The following is a 24,531-nucleotide window of genomic DNA, read 5'->3' as shown; positions in this document are numbered from 1 at the left end:
ATTTCTAAAATAGAAAATAATACTGAAATCTCCTTATGATTCCATGAGGAGATCTTTTTCATAGTGTTATTAGAAGTAGAAATTAATAAAGAACATAAGGGTAAAATCAGAGAACATGAAAGTAAAATCGAGAATATTTTCTTGTCGTTTATATCATCATAAATCAGATAAACTGATACAGTATTGAATTACAAATAGTAGAATTGATGAAGAAAATATCCTTACTAATTTTAGTGACCATCATATCGTTTGGGACCTTTGCTCAGAAAAAAAAATCGAAACAGAAACAACCCAATATCTTGGTGATTTGGGGTGATGACATTGGTTTTTGGAATATCTCAGCTTATAATAGAGGTATGATGGGGTATAGAACACCCAATATCGATAGAATCGCAAAAGAAGGTGCGATTTTTACCGATCATTATGCACAGCAATCTTGTACGGCAGGACGTTCAGCTTTTGCATTAGGAGAGCATCCTTTTAGAACAGGTTTGTTAACCATTGGTATGCCGGGAGCCGATCATGGTATTCCAGATTGGGCTCCGACTATTGGAGATGTGCTAAAAGAGAAAGGATATACTACGGCTCAATTTGGTAAAAATCATTTAGGTGATCAAGATAAGCACCTTCCAACAAATCATGGTTTTGATGAGTTCTTTGGAAATTTATATCACTTAAACGCAGAAGAAGAACCTGAGACAGAGACTTACCCTAAGGACCCTGAATTCAGAAAAAAATATGGCCCTAGAGGTGTTCTACATACTTATGCTGATGGTAGAATTTCTGATACAGGACCATTAACACGTAAACGTATGGAAACGGTTGATGATGAATTCTTGGCGGCATCGACTCAGTTTATCGAGAATGCAGTGAAAAGTGACCAACCTTTCTTTGTATGGTTTAACTCTTCTAGAATGCATATTCATACTAGATTGAAAGAGGAATCGATTGGAGTTACCGGTAAAGGATTGTACCCTGATGGCATGGTTGAGCATGATAATCAGGTAGGTACATTGTTAGATCTAATTGAAGAATTAGGAGTAGATGATAATACTATCGTTATTTATTCGACTGATAATGGAGCTGAAAAGTTCACATGGCCTGATGGTGGTACTACACCTTTTCATGGTGAAAAAGGAACAACATACGAAGGAGGTATGAGAGTGCCTCAATTAGTAAAATGGCCTGGTGTGATCGAGGCTGGAGCAGAAATTAACGATATTATGTCTCATGAAGATTGGTTGCCTACATTAGCTGCCGCTGCGGGGTACGATGATATTGTTGCCGATGCAAAAAATGGTTTCGAAGCGAACGGAAAGGAATGGAGAGTACATCTTGATGGGTATAACTTCTTGCCTTATTTCCAAGGAAAAGAAGAAGAAGGACCTAGACATGAAATCTATTACTTTGCCCAAAATGGTAAATTTGATGCTTTAAGAATCGATGATTTGAAAATCTCATTTACTCAATTAGAAGGTAACTTCAGAACAGCAGTAAGACAAAGTACTGCTTGGCCAACAGTAACAAACCTTAAGTCTGATCCATTTGAGACAGCCAAGTTTGAATCGGAAATGTACTTCCGCTGGTTGGTAGATCAAATGTGGGTAATGGTACCGGCAGGAGCAAAAGTGAAGGAGTTCTTAGGCACTATGGATCAATATCCTTTCCAAATGGGCTTCCAAGTTAATATGTCAGATATTGGCTATGAAACATTCAGAATGAAGAAATTTATGTCTGATTTAGAGGAGATGAAAAGTCAATTCGATAAGAAATAAGCATAATTAATTAAATTAGGAGTGCCTACTATTCAATAGGGTAGTAGGTGCTCAATCAAATAAATATCAAATAGTATAAGATGGAAATACCCCATATAAAAATAAAGGAAGGAAGTAATTATGATCTCATACTTCAATTACAATCCCTATATGGTGGTAGTATAAAGGATCAGATATATAAGGTTTCTGATGAACTGTTTGATATTGAAATCAGGTATTTTAGACTAAGTGAAGGAATTGAGATCTCTTTAAATACGATTTCATTTAAGCAAGACCATCGAGTAACTTTTATTGGTAATAAAAAAGAAAACAGACACCTATGTTTCCGTTTTTCCTACAAAGGGGACTTTATGAGAGGACATCCTTTTGATCACCAAGAAACTCAGTTGACTGAGGGGATGGCTATTTTTGATACGGCACTTACTTTTGATGTATTGATGCGTAAGGATCAGGTTCATCAGTGGTTAGGTGTGAGGGCATCCAGTGAAGTGTTAAAGAGTAACTTTCTAATTTTTGCTGATTATTTTGGCGATGTTTTTAATACCGATAAAACTTGGATGATATATGATCACATATCCCTTGAAATACATTTGTTGCTAAAAGAATTATTCCACTTAAAAGAGTTAGATAAGCCCGCACCAGTGGTAAATTCCTTGATTATTGCTCGATCAAGTGAAGCTATTGGGTTATTCTATGAAAGGATTCTAAGCAGAGAAGTAACCAATGAAAAGTTTATTCATCAAAATGATTTAGAGGCATTGCTACAAATTAAAGACGATATATTAAGTACTTTCGAACATCCCCCTTCTTTGGAAGAATTGGCACAAGAATATGGATTCTCTGTATCAAAACTAAGAAGGGATTTTAAAAATGTCTTTGGAACTTCACTGCATCGTTTTCATCAAAATTATCGATTAGAACAGGCAAAAATAAGTTTGTCGACTAAAAATATGACCATTACAGAGATATCAAGAATGTACGGGTATAAATCAATTTCTAAATTCTCATTTGCTTTCAAAAAGAAATTCGGAAAATCACCCAGTGAATTTCAAAACCTCTAATTTGGTTTCATCTAACAAAAAAGCCCTCATTAGATATTGCATCCAATGAGGGTCCTTTTTTATCCTATCTGTGAAATAAACTCTTCTAGATTATCTTGTCTTGACAACCCTAATTTTTTCCTTAATCGATATCTCGTTGTATGTACAGACTCTGTTGAAATACCCAATAATTTAGACATTCCTTTACTATCAAAGTTTAATTTAATCAATGCACATATTTTTTGATCACCTTGAGTAAGTTTAGGAAAACGCTCATTTAACTCTTTATAGAAGTTTTCATTTACCTCAACAAATCTTGCTTCAAACTCTTTCCAATTATTATTGGTATTAAGGTTAATCTTTTTTGCAAGCTTATTGATCTGGTTAGGATCAGGGTTTTTCTTTTGTTCTACTAACTCTTTCTTAATTTCAGCAAGTGTTTCTTCATGCTGAATAATTTGTAAAACAGAGGAAGTCAACTCTTTATTCTTGATTTCAAGAACTTCCTTGATCTTCTCTTTTTCGAAACGTTGCTTCTCAATAAATAGTAATTGCTTTGCCTTGTATTTATTGCGAAGGTTACGGTATACAAAAAATACAACCAATACCAAACCGCCTATAGTCACATAGAAAATTAAATTTCTTAAGTAATTGATTTTACTTTCTTGTTTTAGACGTTGTAACTCTTGTTGTTGTAGTAGTTCTTTTTGTTGTTGTTGTTTTTTCCTAAACTGATCCTTGATTTCCATAAAGCGTTTGTTGGAAATATTTCTACTACCAAATTGCTTTTCATTAAGGTCTTTAGAAATTTTCAACATCTTGTAAGCCTCTTTGTACCTGTTTGATTTAGTCAGCACTTTAGAGAGTTCTTCATAAATAAGAGGAAACAAATCGGAGTGACTTTTATGTTTAAGACCGGCACTGATTGCACTACGGTAGTATTTTTCAGCTTCTTTATTCTGATGTAATTCTTGGTAAATGTTTCCAATAAAGTAGTGGAAGATCACCAAATAACTATGTTGCTTTTCTGTAAAGTATTTGTTTAATGGAAGGAGAGTCTTTAAAGCGGCTTCATATTCTTCATCCTCATAATAGATATAACCATATTCAGCATCGATAAAAGCATTTCCTTCTTGTAATAAGTCGGGGTGAAGTTCTTTTGTAATTAAACAACTATCTAAATAGGCTCTGGCTTTTTCGTATTCATTACGTTTTCTAGCCAGAGTTGCGATGGCATAATAATTATCTACTAATACTTTTGGACTAATTTTCCCATTCGCTTTTGTGATTTCTAATGCTTTGTTGAAGTAGTCATTAGAAAGGTTGTCTCTTTCGTAGAAACTATAGAGCCAACCTAAGCCATTGTAGATATTTACCTTTGATAAATCGTCATCAATTTTTTCAGCAATTCCTAAAGCTTCCCAATAGCCATCATAAGAGTGACCAAAGTGACCATTATGAGCATATAAATTGGAAAGTCCAATTAAGGATTGTATCCAAGTTAAGCTATCTTTTAACTTAATAGATTCCGAAATAGAGTACTGATACATGGATATCGCACTATCGGGATAACTAAATTTAATTGCGTCGGCTTGTTCTAATAAATTTTGTGTACTTTTTACACTCAATTTTTTCTGAACAAGAGATTTTTTTTCATTTTTTATTGAATTTCCAGAGTTTGAAGAGATTTTTTCTTTGGAAAAACAACTCGATTTAAGAGCAAAAATACAGAGAAAAATCAGAGTTAGATGTCTAGTCATTTTTTCAAAAAATATGGTTTTTGTAAAATTTAAATAGTTGGTTTGTAGATGATTACAAATAACGTGTCTAGTTGAATTTATTGGTATTTTGACCAAAAAATCATTCTGTTGAGTTTTGATCTAGTCAAATATATGAGAAATAAATTTCTTTTTCACATCTTTGTTAAGGGTTTCGCGAACACTTATTAATTCTAACTAGTTGTCCGCTGATTTTTTAAATACTTAACTTTGAAATGAAATGATTAGCAGGCTGCTCTTTTTTAATCTAACTTATTATGAGTATGAGTAAAGCTTATGATTTTTTTAAAATTATTCTGACTTTCATAATGCTCTCTATCATTACTGTAGATAGTTACGCACAGAATATTTTAAGAGGGCGAGTGACAGACGCTGAAACAAATGAGCCGTTACCTGGTGTGAATATTTTTATTCAAAAAACAACACAGGGAACAACAACTAACTTTGAAGGTGAATATTCACTGGAAGTAAAACCTGGTTCGAATGTAGTTATCACATACATCGGATATCAGGAACAAGTTGTAAATATTACAACACAAACAGAGTTGAATATCCAACTTAGTATGGATACTGAAGCTCTAGACGAGGTAGTAGTTATTGGATATGGTACGCAGAAAAAGAAAGAAATTACAGGTGCCGTAGGGTCTCTTAAATCAGAAGCGATCTTAAAAGTACCGACATCAGACTTAGGAGAATCTCTTCAAGGTCAAATTGCAGGTGTTGATGTTCAGGCAAGTTCGGGTAGACCGGGTGCTGAATCCAACATCCAAATTCGTGGTATTGTTTCGGCAACTTCAGCAGGAGCTCCACTTTATGTAGTAGATGGTATTCCTTTTCAAGGGAATCCAAATATTGCACCTGAACAAATTGAAAGTATTGAGGTACTGAAAGATGGTGCAGCAGCATCGATTTACGGTACAAGAGCTGCAGGTGGTGTTATTTTGATTACTACGAAAAGAGGTAAAGAGGATTCTTTTAATGTAGATTTCTCCGCTTATGCTGGTATTCAAAACATTACTTCTGGTACTCCATTAATGAATACGACAGAACAAATGTACGTAGAGGAGACTAGGTTAGCTGCAATTGGTCAAAAACCTATTCACTTTGTATTTAATCCTAATGCATTGTACAACAATAGCGATTTCGTGGGTGATGTACAGAATGATAATGCAGGGATGCAATCGTATAACTTGGGTATTTCAGGTGGTTCTAGAAACGTAAAATTCAATGTTTCTACTAACTACTTTAACCAAGATGGTGTAATGGCAAATTCTGGATTCGAAAGATTCTCCACTCGTTTAAATGGTGAATTTAAGAAGAACAAATTTAGAGCTTTTGCTTCAGTAGCTATTACAGATGAGAAGACAAATCAAGAGCCTTGGGGCTTATACGAATATGCTGTAATTCAAAAGCCTTACGAACAACCGTTAGGAGATTTGGAATTAGTAGGTGGCAATTCAGTATTTGTTGAATCACAAAACGCTTTACAATTTGGTTGGTTAGCACGTCAGTTACAAAACTCTGATGTTAGAGATGTAATGTCGACAAATATGGCCTTATCAATGGAGTATGAGATTGTAAAAGGATTATCGTATCAAGTAAACTTGGGTAGAAATACTTGGGATTACGAGAGAAACTTCTTCAGACCAGAGTTTTTAGTTTACAATGAAAACGGTCTAGTACCTGCAGGTTCAAATGTAGATGCGATGTTAAATCAAGAAAATACCTTAAATACAGGTACTACTTTAGAAAACATCTTAAAGTACAACAGACAGTTTGGTAAACATACAATTGGTCTTACAGCAGTATACTCGTGGGAAGAATACCACAGTAAGCAAACAGGTGTAGGTGTAGTAGGTTTATTATCTAACGATACACCAGTATTAAGTGCAGGTCAAACAGCCACAAAACCATACGGTTATGAAAATACGCAGACACTAACAGGTAAAATGTTTAGAGCTCAGTATAACTATGATAATCGTTACTTAGTTTCATTCTCAGTAAGAAATGATGGATCGTCGAACTTCTCTCCAGAGAATCGTTACGGTACTTTCTTTGGTGGATCAGCAGGTTGGAATATCTCAGAAGAACAATTCTTCAAAAATGCATCAGGTTTATCATTTATTGAAAACTTAAAAGTTAGAGCATCATATGGTGAGGTAGGTAACCAAAACATTGATCCATACATGTGGATGCCAGTAATTGAGGCAGGTGTTGATTATCCATTCGGACCAGAAGGAAGCGAAGAGTTAGGTATTGGTGCTATTCAAAGACAATATTCTAATGAAGGCATTAAGTGGGAAACTACTATTGCAAAGAATATTGGTTTAGACTTGAGTATGTTCAACGATAGATTACAGTTTACTGCTGATTTCTATAAGAACGATAAAGAGGATATGTTGTTGAACCAACGTTTAGCACCTTCTTCAGGTACTTGGGTAACAAGAGCAGTTAACCATTATAATAATATTGTTGTTAATGCAGGTGACATGTACAATAAGGGTATGGAGTTCTCATTAACGTACAAGCAAGCATATGAAAATGGCTTCAATTGGAGTGTTACAGGTACTTATGCACAAAATAGAAACAAAGTAACTGACCTTAATGGTTTAGAAGGTTTTGCTCTTAGCGGTGGTGTTCCTGTATTGACAAGAGGAGAAAGAACAGACCCTACAACTTTCTTAATTAAAGGATACGAAGCAGGTGCATTCTTCTTACTTGAAAATGAAGGTGTGATTAAAACACAAGAACAATTAGAAGAATATAGAGAATTGAATGGATCAGCAATGCTTGGTGACATCATGTACAAAGATCAAAATGATGATGGTGTAATTGATGATAACGATAGAGTGTATGCAGGTTCTGGACAAGCGAAGTTCAATATGGGTATGGGTATCAATGCTTCTTATAAAGGTTTTGACTTCTACATGCAATTGTATTACTCACATGGATCTAAAATTTACAACGGATCAGCTTTATATGCTTATGGTGGATCTCGTCACAAAGATCAAGTGTATATGTGGACACCTCAGAATCCTAATTCTGATGTACCTTCAGCAAGAAACAACCAAGAGCATGAAAACACTAGAGCGCGTTCTGATTACTTCTTAGAAGATGGTTCATACCTAAGAATAAGAAATATCACTTTAGGATATACTGTACCTAAGAAATTGTTTAAAGACAAGATCAATCAGTTAAGATTCTATGTTACAGCTCAAAATCCTTTCACTTTCACAAAGTACAAAGGTTACGATCCAGAAATTGGTGGAGATGGTCTATACATGAGAGGTGTAGATGCGGGTAACTACCCTGTAACAAGAAGATTATTAGCAGGTATGAAATTAAACTTCTAATCAGACAAAAGACGTAATAGATGAAAAATATTAAAAAATATATCGCCGGTGGTGTTCTTGCAGCTTTTGTGATGATGGGCTGTAGCGAAGATGAATTTTTAACTCAAGATAATCCGAATAGTATTACTCCAGCATTTTTCTGGAAAACAAATGAGGATTTTAATAAAGCGACGAATACTGTTTATGCAGCACTTCAGTTTGGTTCTGTAAGTGGTTCTAACAGATCGTACGATATGGTAAGAGGTGATTTAGCCGGTACTGAAAACTGGTACCCTCAATATCCTTTTGCAGAACTGACTGTAAATGACGCATCAGAGTATGTACAAAACAGATGGAATGAGTTGTACATTGGTATCTTCAGAGCAAACCAAGTTTTAGAAAACCTTGGTAATGAAGATACTGAATTAACAGATGATGAAAAAGTATCGTTCGAAGCACAAGTAAGATTCCTTAGAGCTTTTTACTACTTCGAATTAGTCAATACATACGGAAAAGCAGTTGTACACACTTCTGTTGTTAAAAGCCAAGAAGAGTTCAACCGTCCTACTTCTACTATGGCAGAGGTATATGAATCTGTTATTATGCCAGATTTAGAGTTTGCACAAGCAAATTTACCTCAAGAATGGACAGACAAAGGAGATATTGGTAGAGCAACTTGGGGTGCCGCTACTTCATTAATTGGTAAAGCAAAACTTTACAATCAGGATTTTGCAGGTGCTGCAGAAACATTCAAAGAAGTAATTGATAGCAGAGTATATTCATTAACGTCAGAACTTATTGATAACCATACAGACCTTAATGAATTTAATGCTGAGTCTATCTTCGAAACAACATACTCAGATGTGTTAAAACCGGGTGCTCCTGGTCAAACAGTTGATGATAATCCTAATGAAACTTCTGGTGAAGCTACAGGATTAGCATGGCAAACAGCACCTTTAAGTGCTGGCGGTTACAACACGGTGTTGACATCTTACTATTTGCATGAATTAATGGTTTATGATGAGTTAGATCCTACAAATTCAGCAAACGAAGGTAAAGAACATTCGATCCGTATGAATGCTTCTATTGTTCCTGTTAACTATGATGATCTATATTTTGAAGAAGAGTCAGGTACAAAAACTGGATGGGCATATGGGCAATCTGCTTATGTGAAGAAACATTCGAATTGGTATCAAACTCAATACGAAGATTCTCAAGAACGTTCAGGTATTAACTGGAGACATATCCGTTATGCAGATGTATTACTAATGTATGCTGAAGCAGTTCTTGAATCTACTGGCGACTTCCAAACAGCAATGACTTACATCGATATGATTCGTTCTAGAGCAGGTGTAAAAACATTGGAAACTTATACTTTAGAAAATGCGGGTCAATTCCCGGCATTACATCGATCAGTACAAGTTCATGGCACACATGAATTAGTTACTCCTTCTGTTGAAACTGTAAGAACTCACTTAAGAATGGTAGAAAGACCATTAGAGTTATGTTTTGAAGGGCATAGATGGAGAGACCTAGTACGTTGGGGTAATGTTCAGGAGGTATTAACTCAGAATAAGGCAGATGAAGATTGGAGATTAAACAACTTTGAGTCGATTGAAAATGCAGCACCACTTTTCATTGTTGAAAGAGTGAGACCAGACTACCAAGTAGCGGCAGATATCTACGACTCGAATACTCATGATTACTTCCCGATTCCAACGGGTGAAACACAAATCAACACAGGTTTATCTCAGTAATTTTCTAAACTAAACACTGAAATTGAAATGAAAAAACTAAATTATATAGTATTCTTCTCAATGATTGCCATGCTGATTGGCTGTAACGCCAATGAATGGGAGGCTCCTTCAGAAGAACCAAACCACCATGTAGTGTATACATCGGAAGCTGACTACGACAATAAAGTTGAAGTTGGAGGAAAGATCTCATTTGGTGATGTATCTAGAGGTGTAACTTCTAGAACATGGACAATTCCAAGTGGTGCAATTATGGACGGTTCAACTTCCTCAACTTCTTCGGAAGATGTAATTCATGTTACATTTAATGAAGTAGGAGAACATAAAGTAGAGTTGGCGCAAACTTTTAGTAGTTCTGCTTATGTAGATACGGTTTTAATGGGAAGCCAAATTGATACGGCTTATACTGTCACAGTATTAGAACCGGTAGACGTTTCTTTAAAAGCCTATGTAATTGATATTGATGGTACAGAAACAGAGTTGGACTTAACAAGTGGTGTAACAAATGAAATCCTTGCAGGTCTTTATGTTAAGTATGTATTTGATTCGAAAGGTTCTCCTGAAAATGTAAATTATGAATTTGAGGGTGGTGATCCAGCAACTATGGCATACGATGAAACTCAGATTCTTGAAGGTACAGCTGCAGAAACTTTTGTACAATATAAAAGGTTAGGTGAATTTTCTACTTCAGTTGTAGCAAGTAGAGATAGACCATTTGGAGCAGATACTTTAAGCTTGCTGAACTTAATTAAAGTGGTACCTTCAACTCACCCTGTTGAATTGACAGGAGTTTATACAGTTGGAGAGAAAGTAGCACTAGATTTCAGTAGAGAGATCAATCCAGAAACTGTAGATGCAGCAACATTTACAATTCACTTAGTAAATACGGACAAAGGAATTGACAAATCTGTAACTGTAACTTCTGCTTCTTTGGATGAAGATGCGGCAAACATCGTTTTACTTGAATTGGAAGATGAAGTGATCTACTACGATGATGTAGCTACTGTAACCTATACACCAGGCAACCTTACTTCATTAGATGGTAAGGAAGTGGATGCATTTAGTGATCAGTTAATTTCTATTGGCGGATTAGTAAATATCCTTGAGTCGTCAACTTTTGATCAAGGAATTGAGAACTCTTTAAATTCTAACTATGCAGCAGCAGGCTGGGGTGGTTCTTGGGACAATTACACTGCTGAAGTTACTTCAGAGAAAGCGTACTCAGGATCAAAAAGTTTGAAAATTCATATGGCAGATGCATCAGCAAACATGGCAATGGTTCATGTTGATGATAGCGGAAGCGGTCATGAAGTGCCAACAGAAGCGGGTAAAACTTACCTAATTACTGCCATGATCTATATTGATAACTATACAGCATGGGCTGGTTTTGAAGTTGACTTTAATGCAACATGGACAAACAGAGCTGAGTTATCTGGAGGTAGTCCACAAAATGAGTGGTACGAAGCTAGTTTCGGAATCTATACTTGTAGAGATGGTGAAAGCAAAGTGCCAACACTAAGAGCGTTTAACGAATATGGTGGTGGTGTTCCATTAACTTACTATGTGGATGATTTCAGTATCGTAGAGGTAAGCTTAAGACCATAAAACCCCTTATGGGTAAAGTAAATATTTAAAATTTTGGGCTGCTGTTTTTTTCTGTAATTTTCAAAAATTACAGCAGCCCTTTCTTACTCCTAACATTAATAAATCTAATGTTTGAGGTATCATAAATGTCATATTATATAGAGTGTAAACCAATTTAATGAAGGGAGAAAATTAGCAACAACTTGAAAGGACAGGACAATGAGATTTTATTTAATAAGTATATTGATATGTATTGGGCTGATAGGATGCCAAGAGAAAAAGGCAAACCTACCTCAAAGAAATAACGACTTCAATTTTGATTGGGAATTCGCTTTATTAAATGTAGATCAGGCAGATCTACAACTTAATGAAGTTCCTAAAACAAAATGGGAAGAGGTGCGACTTCCACATGATTGGGTCATTGAACACGATTACGATTCGGCCAATGCAGAATTTGCTCCAGCCACGGGATATATCTATGGTGGAGGAATTGGTTGGTACAAAAAGAACTTTCACCTATCACTAACGAAAAATCAAAAGGCATTTATCCTATTTGATGGTGTCTATAATAAGTCTGAGGTATATCTAAATGGTAAAAAACTAGGTTTTCACCCTTATGGATATTCTCCATTTTATTATGATTTAACTCCATATCTTCAATCAAATAAAGAAAATACAATTGCTGTAAAGGTAGACCATCGCAATTATGCAGACAGTAGATGGTATACTGGTGCAGGTATCTACAGAAATGTAGAGTTAATAGTAACTGACAAACTACATATTCCTGTTTGGGGATCATTTATTACTACTCCTGAAGTTTCTAAAGAGAAAGCTTTAGTACAACTTAAGACAGACATTAATAATGGTTATTCAATAGATAAAAATATTGAAATAGTAACAGAAATTTATAATCAAGACGGAAAATTTATAACTAAAACTTCTGACAACAAACTGATAAAAGCGAATAGTACAATTAAGCTAAACCAACAAGTAAACTTGACTGATCCAGAACTTTGGGACGTGGACAATCCAAAGTTATACTTGGCGAAAACAAAACTGGTTGTTGATAATGGACAAGTTGATGAACTAGTTACCAATTTCGGTGTACGAAACATACGATTCGATGCAGACTCCGGTTTTTTCTTGAATGGACAGAACATGAAAATTAAAGGAGTCTGCCTACACCATGATGCAGGTTTAGTGGGTACTGCTGTACCAAAAGATGTTTGGCGCAGACGATTAGAGGTATTAAAGGAAGGTGGTTGTAATGCAATTAGAGTGGCACATAACCCAGCTTCAAACGAGTTTTTAGATTTATGTGATGAGTTAGGTTTCTTAGTTCAAGACGAATTTTTTGACGAATGGGATTACCCTAAAGACAAAAGATGGAACCAAAAAGAACAGTCGCAAAACTTTGAGACAGAAGGATATACAAATTACTTCCAAGAATATGCTGAAAGTGATTTAAAATCAGTGATCTTATCACACAGAAATCACCCTTCGGTATTTCAATGGAGTATTGGTAACGAAATCGAGTGGACTTATCCGCGTATTTCGAAGGCCACAGGTTTCTTTGGGAATATGAATTGGAATGGTAATTATTTTTGGTCAAAATCTCCATATTCAAGAGAAGAGATTAAGAATGAATTAGACCGTTTACCAAAACAGGAACATACAATCGGAAATACAGCAGAAATGCTAGTGAAGTGGACTAAAGAGATGGATCTAACTAGACCTGTTACGGCAAACTGTATTCTTCCTTCAGCATCACATGAAACAAAATACGGTCAATCTTTAGATATTGTAGGGTATAGTTACCGAAGAGTTTTATACGATTACGGTCATGAAAACTATCCAGATAAAGTAATCATGGGTACAGAAAACTTAGCTCAATATCATGAATGGAAAGCCATTATGGATCGACCATTTATTGCTGGTACTTTCTTCTGGACAGGTATAAACTATTTAGGTGAAATCAGAGCGAATTGGCCAGCTAAAGGTAATGATGCGGGTATGGTTGATTTTGCAGGTTTTCCTAAGCCTTCTTATCATATGATAAAGACATTGTGGTCTGATAAACCTCATACTTTTATTGCTACTCAATCGATAGAAAAATCAATTAATAAACTCAACAAAAAAGGAGAGTTAGTAGCAAAAAATCCTGAGGCCTGGAAAACGGCATTATGGGAATGGCATGATGTAAACAACCATTGGAATTATAGCAAAGGACAGATGATTAGCGTAGAACTGTACTCTAATTCTGAAGAAATTGAACTGTTTTTAAATGGTAAAAGCTTAGGTGTGAAAACATTAGATCAGTTTGAAGATCACATTTACAAGTGGGCCGTTCCATTTGAAAAAGGGGAACTATCAGCTATTGGTAAAAAAGGCGGTATCACTACAGAAACGAAATTAGTTACGGCAGGGGAACCTGAAAAAGTGAAGCTAACCCTTGATAAAAGGAGATTGGAAAATGACCGTTATGAAGTAGCACATGTAGTTGCTCAATTAGTGGATGGACAAGGAAATCCGGTACGTCATGAGGAGAGAATTATCAATTTCGATATCCCACAGTACTTAAGGGTATTGGGCGTTGATAATGGCGCTGTAACTAATATTCAGAATCATACATTAAGAAAAATAGAGACAGATAAAGGAAGAGCATTACTGGTACTTCAATCTACAAAAGATGCAGTAGATGTAGAAGTTAAAGCAACAGTTGATGGACTTTCAGAAGATAAGATTCTTCTAACTATTGGCGATGATAAGGAAGACCAAGAAGACGTATTTGCAGAATTGAACTAAACAAAAGGATAAGACGATGAAAGCAGCATTTTATGAATCGAAAGGAAAAATTTCAGTAGGTGAAGGACAATCAATTAAACCTGGAAAAGGTGAGGTGAGATTGGATGTGGCTTACTGTGGAGTATGTGGCACAGATGTACATATTTTTCATGGAGTGATGGACCAGAGAGTAAGTCCTCCACAAACAGTTGGTCATGAAGCTTCTGCTGTTGTAGCAGAAGTAGGTGAAGGCGTAACGAATGTAAAAGTAGGTGATAAAGTTGCTGTACGCCCATTAAATTTTGGAGATGAACACCCGTTTGATAAAGGATTCAAACATGTGGGTAAGAATTTGAAATTCATTGGTATAGATTCAAGTGGAGCATTTCAGAATTCTTGGACCGTACCTGCTTATACATTACATAAACTTCCAGAACAGTTAAGCTTAATGCATGGTGCATTTGTTGAGCCATTAGCTGTGGCATGTCATGATGTTAAAATTGGTAGAGTCACAAAAGGCGAAAATTGTTTGGTTATTGGCGGAGGCCCAATTGGTACATTAATCGGTTATGTTCTAAAAGAGAAAGGAGCCAATGTATTGATTTCAGAAGTGAATGAGGTCAGGTTGAAAATGCTAAACGATTTAGGTTTTACAACAATCAATCCTGCCAAAGAAAACCTAACAGAAAGAATTTCTGAATTGACAGATGAGAAAATGATTGACTGTGCTTTTGAAGTATCAGGTTCAGCTCCAGGTGTTCAGACGATGACTGAGGTGGTTAATGTAAGAGGAAGAATTGTGATGGTTGCGATCCATGGAGGTGAGCAAAAGAAGGTAGATTTATTTAAATTCTTCTGGTCGGAAATCGAACTATTAGGTGCTAGACTTTATGAAGAAGATGACTATGAAGAAGCAATTCGTATTGCCGATTCTGGTTTTGTTCCTTTTGAAAAACTCATCACAAAAGTAGATGATCTGGATAATATCCAATCTGTATTCGATGAAATTGATAACAATCCAGAAGGGATGAAATACTTAATTAGATGCAATGATTTAAATCTGGACAACTAATTATAAATCCTATTCAAAAACTAAGATTCAATCTTCACATTTTATATTAAATAGAGAAACAATGAGCATTTTAGATAACTTCCAATTAAAAGATAAAGTCGCATTAGTTACAGGTTGTAAAAGAGGTATTGGTAAAGCCATGGCAATTGGTTTGGCTGAGGCAGGTGCAGATGTTATTGGCGTCTCGGCATCACTAGAATTAGAAGGAAGTGATGTACAGAAAGAAGTAGAAGCAAGAGGTAGAAAGTTTAAAGCTTACCAATGTGACTTTTCTGATAGAAAATCATTGTATGACTTCATTTTAACAGTAAAAGGAAACCATCCTAAAATTGATATTTTAGTCAATAACGCGGGTACGATTTTAAGAGCCCCAGCGGCAGAACATCCCGACGAAATGTGGGATAAAGTAGTTGAGGTAAACCAAAATGCACAGTTCATCTTAACAAGAGAAATAGGAAAAGAAATGGTGGCAAGAGGAGAAGGTAAAGTGATCTTCACTGCTTCATTATTAACTTTCCAAGGAGGTATTACCGTTCCAGGTTATGCAGCAAGTAAAGGAGCGATTGGACAATTAACAATGGCTTTTGCAAATGAATGGGCTGGGAAAGGTGTAAATGTAAACGCTATCGCTCCAGGGTATATCAGCACAGATAATACTGAGGCATTAAGAAATGATCCTGAAAGAGCACAATCTATACTTTCAAGAATTCCTGCAGGAAGATGGGGTGACCCAGTAGATTTTGCAGGACCAGTAGTCTTCTTAGCCTCACAGGCTGCTGCCTATATGCATGGCAGCGTAATGCTTGTAGATGGCGGATGGATGGGACGCTAAACAATGAATATATATAATTTGAATGATTGAAAATGGGGACTGCCGATATCAATTTCATACGCACTAGATGATGCAGTCCTCTTTTTTCTTAAACCAGAAAACTAATCGATTATGTCTGAAGTATTAGCAGCAGCAGAAGTCAAAGAATATGACTTATTTATTGATGGAGAATGGATCAAAGCCTCTTCAGGAGTTACAGAAAATGTAATAAGCCCAATTAACGAAGATATCGTTGGTGTTGTCCAAGTAGGAGACGAACACGAGGCGAATTTGGCACTTAGTGCTGCAGAGAAAGCACAGAAGGAATGGAAGAAGCTACCTTCTATTGAAAGAGCGAATCTAATGAGAAAGTTTGCTGCAGAAATTAGAGCAAACAAACCATTCCTATCCAACTTACTGACAAGAGAACAAGGCAAACTATTATCAGTAGCAGAAATGGAGGTAGAAGTAACAGCTACTTTTATCGAATATGCCTGCGACTGGGCAAGACATATTGAGGGGGACATTATGCCCTCTAGCAATCCAGGAGAACAAATCTGGATTCAAAAAATACCTCGTGGTGTGATTGTGGCGATAACAGCATGGAACTTCCCGTTGGCGTTGGCTGGTAGAAAAATCGGTCCAGCGCTAGTAGCGGGAAATGCCATTGTTGTCAAACCAACTCAGGAAACACCATTAGCGACTTTAGAATTAGGATACATTGCTGAGAAAGTGGGTATTCCTAAGGGACTTATCAATATCGTAACGGGTAAAGGTAGAGTATTGGGTAATGCATTAGTGGCGAATCCAATTACTAAAATGGTCACAATGACTGGTTCAACACCTGCTGGACAACAAATCTTTAAAACTGCATCAGAGCATTTAGCTCATGTTCAGTTAGAGCTTGGAGGAAAAGCACCAGCAATCGTATTTCCTGATGCGGACATCGATTTAGCTGTAGATGCCTGTTTCAGTTCTCGATTTGATAACTGTGGTCAGGTATGTACTTGTAATGAAAGAATGTATGTTCATGAAGCGATTTATGATGTATTCATGGAGCGTTTTATGGAAAAAGTGAAGGCCATTAAGGTTGGAAACCCATTAGAATCGTCAACGACTATGGGACCTAAAGTGAATGCTTCTGAGATCAAGAACATGGAACACTTAGTGGCTAAATCCATAGAAGAAGGAGCTACTATTGCTCATGGTGGTGGTAAACCTGCAGGAAAAGAATTTGATAAAGGTTTCTGGTTTGAGCCTACTGTAATTACAGATGTAACTCAAGACATGACCATTGTACATGAAGAAGCTTTTGGTCCAATACTACCTGTATTAAAGTTCAAAGAATTTGATGAAGTAGTTAAATACGCAAATGATTGTGAGTTTGGTCTAGCAGCGATGGTTTTCACTAGAGACATTAATACGATCATGCAACTAAATGATGACCTTGAATTTGGTGAGATTTATGTCAACAGAGGTCATGGCGAGCAACATCAAGGATTCCATAATGGATACAAGCTTAGTGGAACAGGTGGAGAAGACGGAAAGTATGGCTTTGAGCAATACATGGAGAAGAAAACATTTTATGTAAAATACTAAACAGGATTAAGTAAGGAGTAAGACTTTTACTTAGCTCCTTACTTTTCCTTTATAGATATGAAAACAGCAATTAAAGATATAAAAACAAGGTTATTTGAGGTTCCTTTGCCAGAAGTATTATCTGATGCAAAGCATGGGGATCACTATCACTTTGAGTTGATAACAACAACGATTACTCTTGAAAATGGCGTGTCTGGAACAGGATATACCTATACGGGAGGTAAAGGAGGAAAGGCAATAAAAGCTATGTTGGATCATGATTTAGCACCTGCACTTTTATCACAAAATGGAGCTGATATTGATGGCATTTATGACTTCATGGAATGGCATATCCATTATGTAGGTAGAGGAGGTATTGCTTCTTTTGCCATCTCTGCAGTAGATATTGCTCTATGGGATATCAAATGTAAAATGGCTGACCAACCACTTTGGAAAATGGCAGGTGGTCAAGGAAATACATGTAAGGCATATTGTGGAGGTATCGATTTGATGTTTCCAATAGAAAAGCTTTTGAACAATATGCAATCTTATATGGATAGAGGGTTCAATGCGGTGAAAATAAAGATAGGTAGAGAAAACCTGGACGAAGATATCGAACGTATCAAAGCAGTAAGAGAATATATAGGCGATGATGTAACCTTTATGGTAGACGCCAATTACTCTATGACTGTAGAAAAAGCAATTGAATGTGCGAATCGTTTCAAGCCTTATAATATCACATGGTTTGAGGAGCCGATTATTCCAGACAATTATAAGGGTTACGCAGAAATTACAGAGAAAACGGGTGTACCAGTGGCTATGGGAGAGAACTTGCATACCATTCATGAATTTGAATATGCAATGGAACAATCTAAACTTTCTTTTGTACAGCCAGATGCATCTAACTGTGGAGGTGTAACAGGGTGGTTAAAAGCGGCTAAGCTTGCCAAAGAAAACGGTATTCCTGTTTGTTCACATGGTATGCAAGAATTACATGTAAGCTTGGTCTCTTCACAAGAAAATTCGGGTTGGTTAGAGGTACATAGTTTCCCTATCGACGAATATACAACAAGACCATTAGTAGTGGAGAACTTTAGAGCAGTAGCTTCAGATGCTCCAGGTACTGGTGTTGTATTTGATTGGGAAAAACTGAGCCCTTTCGAAATTAAATCAACAGAATTGGTATAGCTGTCACACATCATCAATACATCAATAAATAACCAAACAACATCATGATCAAAAGCAACTTATTTGGAGTACATGAAGGCTATAAAGTCTTTCAGTATGAATTAAAAAATACCAAAGGAATGATAGTGAAAATTATGACTTTGGGAGCTACAATTACGTCTATTCAAGTGCCAAATAAAAAAGGCAATGTAACAGAAGTAGCCTGCGGTTTTGATCAGTTGTCTGGGTATTTTTCAGAAGAATATAAAGCCAATGCACCTTATTTTGGTTGTACAGTAGGTCGCTTTGCATCAAGAATAAAAGATGGCCAATTCTCTATTGATGGTGAAAAGTATAGTGTTGCAACTAATGATGGCCCCAATCATTTACATGGAGGAATAAAAGGGTTAGATAAGCAGTTATGGCAATGTGTTAATGAAGTCAGTTCAGAAGTAGGGGATAGTATTACTTTCCAACGCAAAAGTAATGACATGGAAGAAGGTTTTCCTGGTAATGTAGTGATTGAAGTGACTTTTACTTTAATGAATAACAATGCCATTGAGATCGTTTACCATGCTACCACAGACAAGAAAACGCCAATTTCGTTGACGAATCATACGTATTTCAACTTGTCAGGATTTAAAGAACAGATTGGAAATCATCAGGTAAAGATTTTAGCAGATGAATTTCTAAAGGCAGATCCGACGAATGTTCCTGTGGGTGAGAAAGTGGCAGTTGATGGCTCTATTTTAGACCTTAAAAAAGGAAAGCTACTCAATGAAGTACTTGCAGAGTTAGCAACGGGGTGTGAACATTATTTCTTATTTGATCCCTCAGAATCATTAAAAAAAGTAGCGGAATTTAAACATTTAGCGTCGGATATTTCTTTAGAAGTATCGACAACAGAACCAGGTATGTTGTTTTACACTGGCTATTTTACTTCTGATGCTTTAAAAAGAGAAAGTGGTGATCAATATGGACGATATAAGGCCTTTTGTTGTGAAACACATCGTTTTCCTAATGGCCCTAACATCGCGGATGCTCCACGGGTATTCACTACTCCAGATCAACCATATACTAGTACAACAGTCTTTTCATTTAACTAAAAAATAATCATGATCGAAGGAATATTATGGTCAGTTTTTGCAGGTTTGATGCTAGGGTTATATGCATTACCTGAAAAATTCACCAAAGAGTTTGAGTTTGAGAATACATGGGGCTTGTTCTTCATGATCAATACATTTATTATCCCCAATATCGCAGCCTACTTAATGGTCGACAACTTTGGAGATATCCTGTTATCTATTCCTACAAATGTATTAGTGGGAATGGGAATCGCTAGTTTCTTATGGGGTATTGGTGTAATGATGTGGGGTAAAGCCATTAATTATATTGGATTATCGTTAGGGTTCTCACTATTTATAGGCACAATTATTTTAATAGGCTCTCTGATTCCATTTATGATTGATGGAATTCCTGAAGTACATGTATTTGGTACAATCATGCTAGGTATTATGATTGTTTTAATAGGTGTGATGAGCAATGGTAGAGCAGGTTTATTAAAGCAAAAAGAATCTGAAAAAGAATCAGAAGTAAAAAGTGATTCGATGGTAACAGGAATTGCAATTGCTGTGGTAGGTGGTCTTCTCGCAACAGGTTTTAATTATGCGAATACAGTTGGAGGCGGAGTGATCTACGAAGCTTGTGTAGCAAATGGTAATCCGGAGTGGGTGAGTGCCATTGTTGTGATGTATATTATATACATTTTTGGTGGTTTGTCTATCGCTTCGTATTTTATCTATCAATTATCGGCAAAGAAACTATGGCATAATTTTATTACTCCTTCTTTCCCGAAGAACACCCTTTTAACAACGCTAATGGGAATTTTTAACTTCTCAGCATCCGCACTTTTTGCCTATGCAGCATTTAAGTTAGGTCAAAATGGAGGTACAGTAGGTTACGCTATTTTTAATACCGTATCTGTTGGTGTGGCTATTATAGGTGGGTTGATCACAAAAGAATGGATAGAGGCACCAAAGCAAGCCAAACAATCTTTGTATGTAGGACTCTCTTGTATGATTGTAGGCATCACAGTAATTGCATTTGGTAATAGTTTAATCTAACAAACAAAAAAGAGTATGTAATGAATGGACAATGATCTATTCGAATTCAAGATATCATTATGAAAAACTTAAGTATACTAACAGGACTATTTTTACTAGGCACAAGTATTTTTTCTGCTTGTACAAAGCCAACAGCTCCTCAGGCAGAGGTGAAAGGTGATTATTCTAATGTTTCAAAAGAGAAGCTAGACTTCTTGGGGATTACAGACATTAATCATTTAAGTGCGGCATCAAAGAGAGCACTAGATTGGCCAGATTCTTTAAATAATGATTGGTTTGGGGAGTTTTCTGTACATAACCTAAAGGGAGATTTGGCTTACGAAGAAGGAGTAGTAAGAAGAGATCCGTCTGCCTTATTATTTATTGATGGTTTATATTATGTATTCTATTCAAAATCGGTAGGTAAAACTGATGGTTTTGGTGGAGACATTGAAAACGAAAAAGTTTTCCCTTGGGATAGATGTGATATTTGGTACGCTACCTCTCATGATGGATGGACATGGAAAGAAGAAGGTGTTGCCGTAGAAAGAGGTGACAAAGGTACTTTTGATGATCGTTCGGTATTTACTCCAGAAGTAATGGAATATGATGGAAAGTATTACTTATGCTACCAAACAATTAAGTCACCTTACAATGTAAGAACTAAAAATCAAGTTGGTTTAGCTTATGCAGATTCTCCACGAGGACCTTGGAAGAAATTATCAGAACCGATCTTAAGTCCTGCAGATAACGGTGTTTGGAAAGGGGAAGAACAAAATAGATTCCTAGTAGAGAAAAAAGGAGATTTTGATAGCCATAAAGTACATGATCCATGTATCATCCCTTACAAAGGAAAGTTCTACCTGTATTATAAAGGCGAGCAAATGGGTGAAGCAATTACATTTGGTGGTCGTCAGATTAGACATGGTGTAGCTATCGCTGATAATCCGTTAGGACCCTATGTGAAATCGCCATACAATCCTATTTCAAACTCTGGTCATGAGATTTGTGTTTGGAAACATAAAGATGGTATTATGTCATTGATCACAACTGACGGTCCAGAAAAAGGAACAGTACAATTTGCTGCCGATGGTATTAACTTCAATATTCAAGCGTCGATTCCTGGAGCACCACATGCCATGGGATTGAACAGAAGTTTAAATACAAATGAAGGGTTTGCCATCTTTGGATGGGGTTTAACACATAAATATCATAATTACGATTATCAGCACATTCAAAGGTTCCAAGGAAGAAGAAAAACAGCACATACTGCAAAAAACGAGAAGGCGGCCAATAAGAAGGCGACTCGATAAAAAAACTTGATTAGGGCGAAGAAATTCGCCCTTTTTCATCATTGTTCAGTTAAAATCGAGTGTGAAAACATCCAAATTAAGAGGTGAACAGTGTAAGTTTACCTTATCACAAAGTGGCTCTCAGCATAGTTAGTTTTATAGATTTTTTTATTTGCTATATTTCATCTAACACTGACAACACTTCCAATAGATCAATTATACTAACAAGTAAATTACGAAATGAAATATCTAGTATTGGTTTCTATTCTCTTCATTAATGTGCCATTGTTTGCACAGAATATTGGAGTGGATGTAAACATTAACATGAAGCATACAGTAGGTGATGTGTCTACTTTCGAAAGAGAGAAATTTATTACTGTACATGCAGGGATCAGAGAAAATGATTGGACACAATATGGAAGCACAGACCCATCCAATATTAAGGATGACCTTATGAACCAAAAGGATGTTTACTTTGGTAGAAATACTGGAGAAATCACTTGGAATATCAACGGTGTTCTAAATGAAGATCCACAAAGACCCGGTTTTGTGGATTTAGACCAATTGAAAGAAGAAGGAGAAAAACATAGAGAAAACTACATTAATCGAACAGATTTTAATAGTTATGGTGAGAGAAATAATTCTCATATCCTAGCTACTCAATTTCATCCGTTTTGGCCTGATGGTAAGGAAACAAGTAAAGGGTGGTCATTTTCACAAGCTGATACTGATGAGGAGCCTTTTGGTACTGCTTCCGGAGAATATTGCGCACATTTTATCAAAGAATATTATGAGCAAGGTTCCGAAAAAAGACCAGCCTATTTTGAGGTAATCAATGAGCCTATTTATGAAATGTTTGGCTGTGAGGATTGTGGTGAAACGGATGAAGGCATTGAACAAATTTTCAAGTACCATAATACTGTAGCAAAAGAAGTAAAGAAGGTCAATCCCGATATGAAAGTGGGTGGTTTTACGACAGCCTTTCCTAACTTCGAATATGATAACTTCCAACGTTGGGAAAAACGATGGAACAAGTTTATGGATACTTGTGGTGAAAACATGGATTTCTGGTCTATCCACCTTTATGATTGGCCGACTTTCCGCGGAGAAAGAAGAATGAGAAAAGGAAGTAATCTGGAAGCTACACTAGATATGATGGACCATGCTAGTTTTGATAAGTTTGGTGAAGTAAAACCTACTTTGGTTTCAGAATATGGAGCACAAGTACACTCAATGCTTCAGGATCAATGGTCGTCAGAAAGAGATTGGTATTATTTAAAATCAACCAACTCTATGATGCTTACTTTTATGGATAGAGCAGATAATATCGCTAAAGCACTTCCTTTTATTGTTTTAAAAGCAACATGGGGTACTGTAGATGGAGTGCCTTACAATTGGAGACTTCTAAGACAGGAAGATGAGCCCAATAGCTTAACTGGAGATTGGGTGTATACAGATTTGATTCTCTTTTATGATCTTTGGAAGGACGTAAAAGGAACACGAGTTGAAAATTTATCTCAAAACGTAGATATACAAACTAATGCCTTTGTAGATGGAAATCAGTTGCATTTGATTTTAAGTAACCTAAATCAAAATGCAGAGACTATTGAACTAAGTATTTTAGGGCAGGGAGATAATACAATTGAAAGCATTCAAAGTAAACATTTATATGGTATCAATAATGGTGCATTCTTAAAAGAAGAAGTACTTTCGGAAGATACAGAACAAGTGACATTGCAAGCTGAATCTACTATGATTTTAACTTATACTTTTGCTGAAGATATTGCAATTGAAGAAACAGCAGGAGAGACCAAGTATTTTTCAGATGTTTATTATCAACCAATTGATGGCACTGAACAATCTTTTAAAATTTCGGGCCTTGAGGTAGATGAGTATGGTGAAGCAGTCTTGAGAATTGGTATGGGTAGATCACATGCTTTATCAAAGCAGCCTACAGTAAAAGTTAATGGTACTAACGTTGTCGTTCCAACCAACATTAGAGGTGATTTACAAGAGCAAAGAGACTCATTTTTTGGTGTAGTAGAGATACCTGTACCATATGAATTACTTGAGGTAAATAACTCTATATCAATACAGTTTCCTGAAAGTGGAGGACATATCAGTAGTGTAAACATGAGAGTGTACAATTTTAGTCAAGAAGTGACGAGAACATTCGATACTACGCCTCCTACATCTGTTAATGATATTAAATTAGCTGATGAAATCAAGCTATATCCTAACCCAAGTAATGGTAAGGAAGTGAACATATTGGTAAACAATCAACAACTACCAAATACATTTACTCTTTTAGATATTAACGGTAGAGTGATTAAAAATGAAGTGGTATCAGCCTCACAATTTTCGATTTCTACAGTTGATTTGAAATCAGGTATTTATATTGTAAGACTTCAATTTGGAGATCAATTTATCAATAAGAAATTGATCATTGAATAAACTATTTT

Annotated in this window: 15 protein-coding genes; 14 read left to right on the top strand and 1 reads right to left on the bottom strand. The window is 36.1% G+C overall.

Annotation, left to right across the window (positions count from 1 at the left end; genetic code table 11):
- The first annotated feature begins 206 nt into the window (after positions 1–206).
- Both QL232_RS17025 and QL232_RS17020 read left to right on the top strand, forming a co-directional pair.
- Positions 207–1,775: an arylsulfatase gene (locus QL232_RS17025; protein WP_281615051.1), complete on the top strand. Its 1,569-nt coding sequence runs from the start codon at positions 207–209 to the stop codon at positions 1,773–1,775.
- Positions 1,776–1,855: 80 nt separating this feature from the next.
- Entirely contained in the window at positions 1,856–2,836 is a 981-nt protein-coding gene (locus QL232_RS17020) for an AraC family transcriptional regulator (RefSeq protein ID WP_281615050.1), read from the top strand.
- 59 nt (positions 2,837–2,895) lie between these two features.
- Here the strand turns inward: QL232_RS17020 and QL232_RS17015 are convergent, their stop codons facing one another.
- On the bottom strand, positions 2,896–4,365 hold the full coding sequence (locus tag QL232_RS17015) for a hypothetical protein (protein WP_281615049.1): 1,470 nt from the start codon (positions 4,363–4,365) through the stop codon (positions 2,896–2,898).
- A 536-nt stretch (positions 4,366–4,901) separates the two neighbouring features.
- On the opposite strand from QL232_RS17015, the gene QL232_RS17010 reads away from it, so the two are divergent.
- From QL232_RS17010 to QL232_RS16955, 12 genes are all read left to right on the top strand, one after another.
- Positions 4,902–7,946 carry a TonB-dependent receptor gene (locus tag QL232_RS17010; protein WP_281615048.1) on the top strand — a complete coding sequence of 1,015 codons (3,045 nt, stop codon included), beginning with the start codon at positions 4,902–4,904 and terminating at the stop codon, positions 7,944–7,946.
- 20 nt (positions 7,947–7,966) lie between these two features.
- Positions 7,967–9,682 (top strand): RagB/SusD family nutrient uptake outer membrane protein, encoded by a 1,716-nt coding sequence (locus QL232_RS17005; protein ID WP_168885011.1) that lies wholly within the window; start codon positions 7,967–7,969, stop codon positions 9,680–9,682.
- Between the two features lie 27 nt (positions 9,683–9,709).
- Positions 9,710–11,284: a hypothetical protein gene (locus QL232_RS17000; protein ID WP_281615047.1), complete on the top strand. Its 1,575-nt coding sequence runs from the start codon at positions 9,710–9,712 to the stop codon at positions 11,282–11,284.
- 198 nt (positions 11,285–11,482) lie between these two features.
- The gene (locus QL232_RS16995) at positions 11,483–14,068 is read left to right on the top strand and encodes a glycoside hydrolase family 2 TIM barrel-domain containing protein (protein ID WP_281615046.1); all 2,586 of its coding nucleotides are present in this window, start codon (positions 11,483–11,485) and stop codon (positions 14,066–14,068) included.
- A 16-nt stretch (positions 14,069–14,084) separates the two neighbouring features.
- Positions 14,085–15,119: an alcohol dehydrogenase catalytic domain-containing protein gene (locus QL232_RS16990; protein ID WP_281615045.1), complete on the top strand. Its 1,035-nt coding sequence runs from the start codon at positions 14,085–14,087 to the stop codon at positions 15,117–15,119.
- Between the two features lie 67 nt (positions 15,120–15,186).
- On the top strand, positions 15,187–15,951 hold the full coding sequence (locus tag QL232_RS16985) for an SDR family NAD(P)-dependent oxidoreductase (RefSeq protein WP_281615068.1): 765 nt from the start codon (positions 15,187–15,189) through the stop codon (positions 15,949–15,951).
- A 111-nt stretch (positions 15,952–16,062) separates the two neighbouring features.
- On the top strand, positions 16,063–17,529 hold the full coding sequence (gene aldA / locus QL232_RS16980; protein ID WP_281615044.1) for an aldehyde dehydrogenase: 1,467 nt from the start codon (positions 16,063–16,065) through the stop codon (positions 17,527–17,529).
- A gap of 57 nt (positions 17,530–17,586) precedes the next feature.
- Entirely contained in the window at positions 17,587–18,696 is a 1,110-nt protein-coding gene (locus QL232_RS16975; protein WP_281615043.1) for a mandelate racemase/muconate lactonizing enzyme family protein, read from the top strand.
- Between the two features lie 44 nt (positions 18,697–18,740).
- Positions 18,741–19,781, top strand: coding sequence for an aldose epimerase family protein (locus QL232_RS16970; RefSeq protein WP_281615042.1), 1,041 nt, complete (start codon positions 18,741–18,743; stop codon positions 19,779–19,781).
- 9 nt (positions 19,782–19,790) lie between these two features.
- Positions 19,791–20,798: an L-rhamnose/proton symporter RhaT gene (locus tag QL232_RS16965; protein WP_168885019.1), complete on the top strand. Its 1,008-nt coding sequence runs from the start codon at positions 19,791–19,793 to the stop codon at positions 20,796–20,798.
- 59 nt (positions 20,799–20,857) lie between these two features.
- Positions 20,858–22,090, top strand: a complete 1,233-nt coding sequence (locus QL232_RS16960; protein ID WP_168885020.1) for a family 43 glycosylhydrolase — start codon at positions 20,858–20,860, stop codon at positions 22,088–22,090.
- Positions 22,091–22,309: 219 nt separating this feature from the next.
- Positions 22,310–24,523 carry a T9SS type A sorting domain-containing protein gene (locus tag QL232_RS16955; RefSeq protein WP_281615041.1) on the top strand — a complete coding sequence of 738 codons (2,214 nt, stop codon included), beginning with the start codon at positions 22,310–22,312 and terminating at the stop codon, positions 24,521–24,523.
- The last annotated feature ends 8 nt before the right edge of the window (positions 24,524–24,531 follow it).

This window comes from Flammeovirga sp. SubArs3, assembly GCF_947387565.1.
Classification (GTDB): Bacteria; Bacteroidota; Bacteroidia; order Cytophagales; family Flammeovirgaceae; genus Flammeovirga; species Flammeovirga agarivorans.
This window is presented reverse-complemented; position numbering and strand designations above follow the sequence as displayed.

Excerpts from the sequence above, each read along its gene's own strand:
- QL232_RS17025 (WP_281615051.1), top strand. The coding sequence starts at position 207 with ATGAAGAAAATATCCTTACTAATTTTAGTGACCATCATATCGTTTGGG.
- QL232_RS16975 (WP_281615043.1), top strand. The coding sequence starts at position 17,587 with ATGAAAACAGCAATTAAAGATATAAAAACAAGGTTATTTGAGGTTCCT.
- QL232_RS17005 (WP_168885011.1), top strand. The coding sequence starts at position 7,967 with ATGAAAAATATTAAAAAATATATCGCCGGTGGTGTTCTTGCAGCTTTT.
- QL232_RS17015 (WP_281615049.1), bottom strand. The coding sequence starts at position 4,365 with ATGTATCAGTACTCTATTTCGGAATCTATTAAGTTAAAAGATAGCTTA.
- QL232_RS16955 (WP_281615041.1), top strand. The coding sequence starts at position 22,310 with ATGAAATATCTAGTATTGGTTTCTATTCTCTTCATTAATGTGCCATTG.
- QL232_RS17000 (WP_281615047.1), top strand. The coding sequence starts at position 9,710 with ATGAAAAAACTAAATTATATAGTATTCTTCTCAATGATTGCCATGCTG.
- QL232_RS16970 (WP_281615042.1), top strand. The coding sequence starts at position 18,741 with ATGATCAAAAGCAACTTATTTGGAGTACATGAAGGCTATAAAGTCTTT.
- aldA (WP_281615044.1), top strand. The coding sequence starts at position 16,063 with ATGTCTGAAGTATTAGCAGCAGCAGAAGTCAAAGAATATGACTTATTT.
- QL232_RS17020 (WP_281615050.1), top strand. The coding sequence starts at position 1,856 with ATGGAAATACCCCATATAAAAATAAAGGAAGGAAGTAATTATGATCTC.
- QL232_RS16965 (WP_168885019.1), top strand. The coding sequence starts at position 19,791 with ATGATCGAAGGAATATTATGGTCAGTTTTTGCAGGTTTGATGCTAGGG.
- QL232_RS16960 (WP_168885020.1), top strand. The coding sequence starts at position 20,858 with ATGAAAAACTTAAGTATACTAACAGGACTATTTTTACTAGGCACAAGT.
- QL232_RS16995 (WP_281615046.1), top strand. The coding sequence starts at position 11,483 with ATGAGATTTTATTTAATAAGTATATTGATATGTATTGGGCTGATAGGA.
- QL232_RS16990 (WP_281615045.1), top strand. The coding sequence starts at position 14,085 with ATGAAAGCAGCATTTTATGAATCGAAAGGAAAAATTTCAGTAGGTGAA.
- QL232_RS17010 (WP_281615048.1), top strand. The coding sequence starts at position 4,902 with ATGCTCTCTATCATTACTGTAGATAGTTACGCACAGAATATTTTAAGA.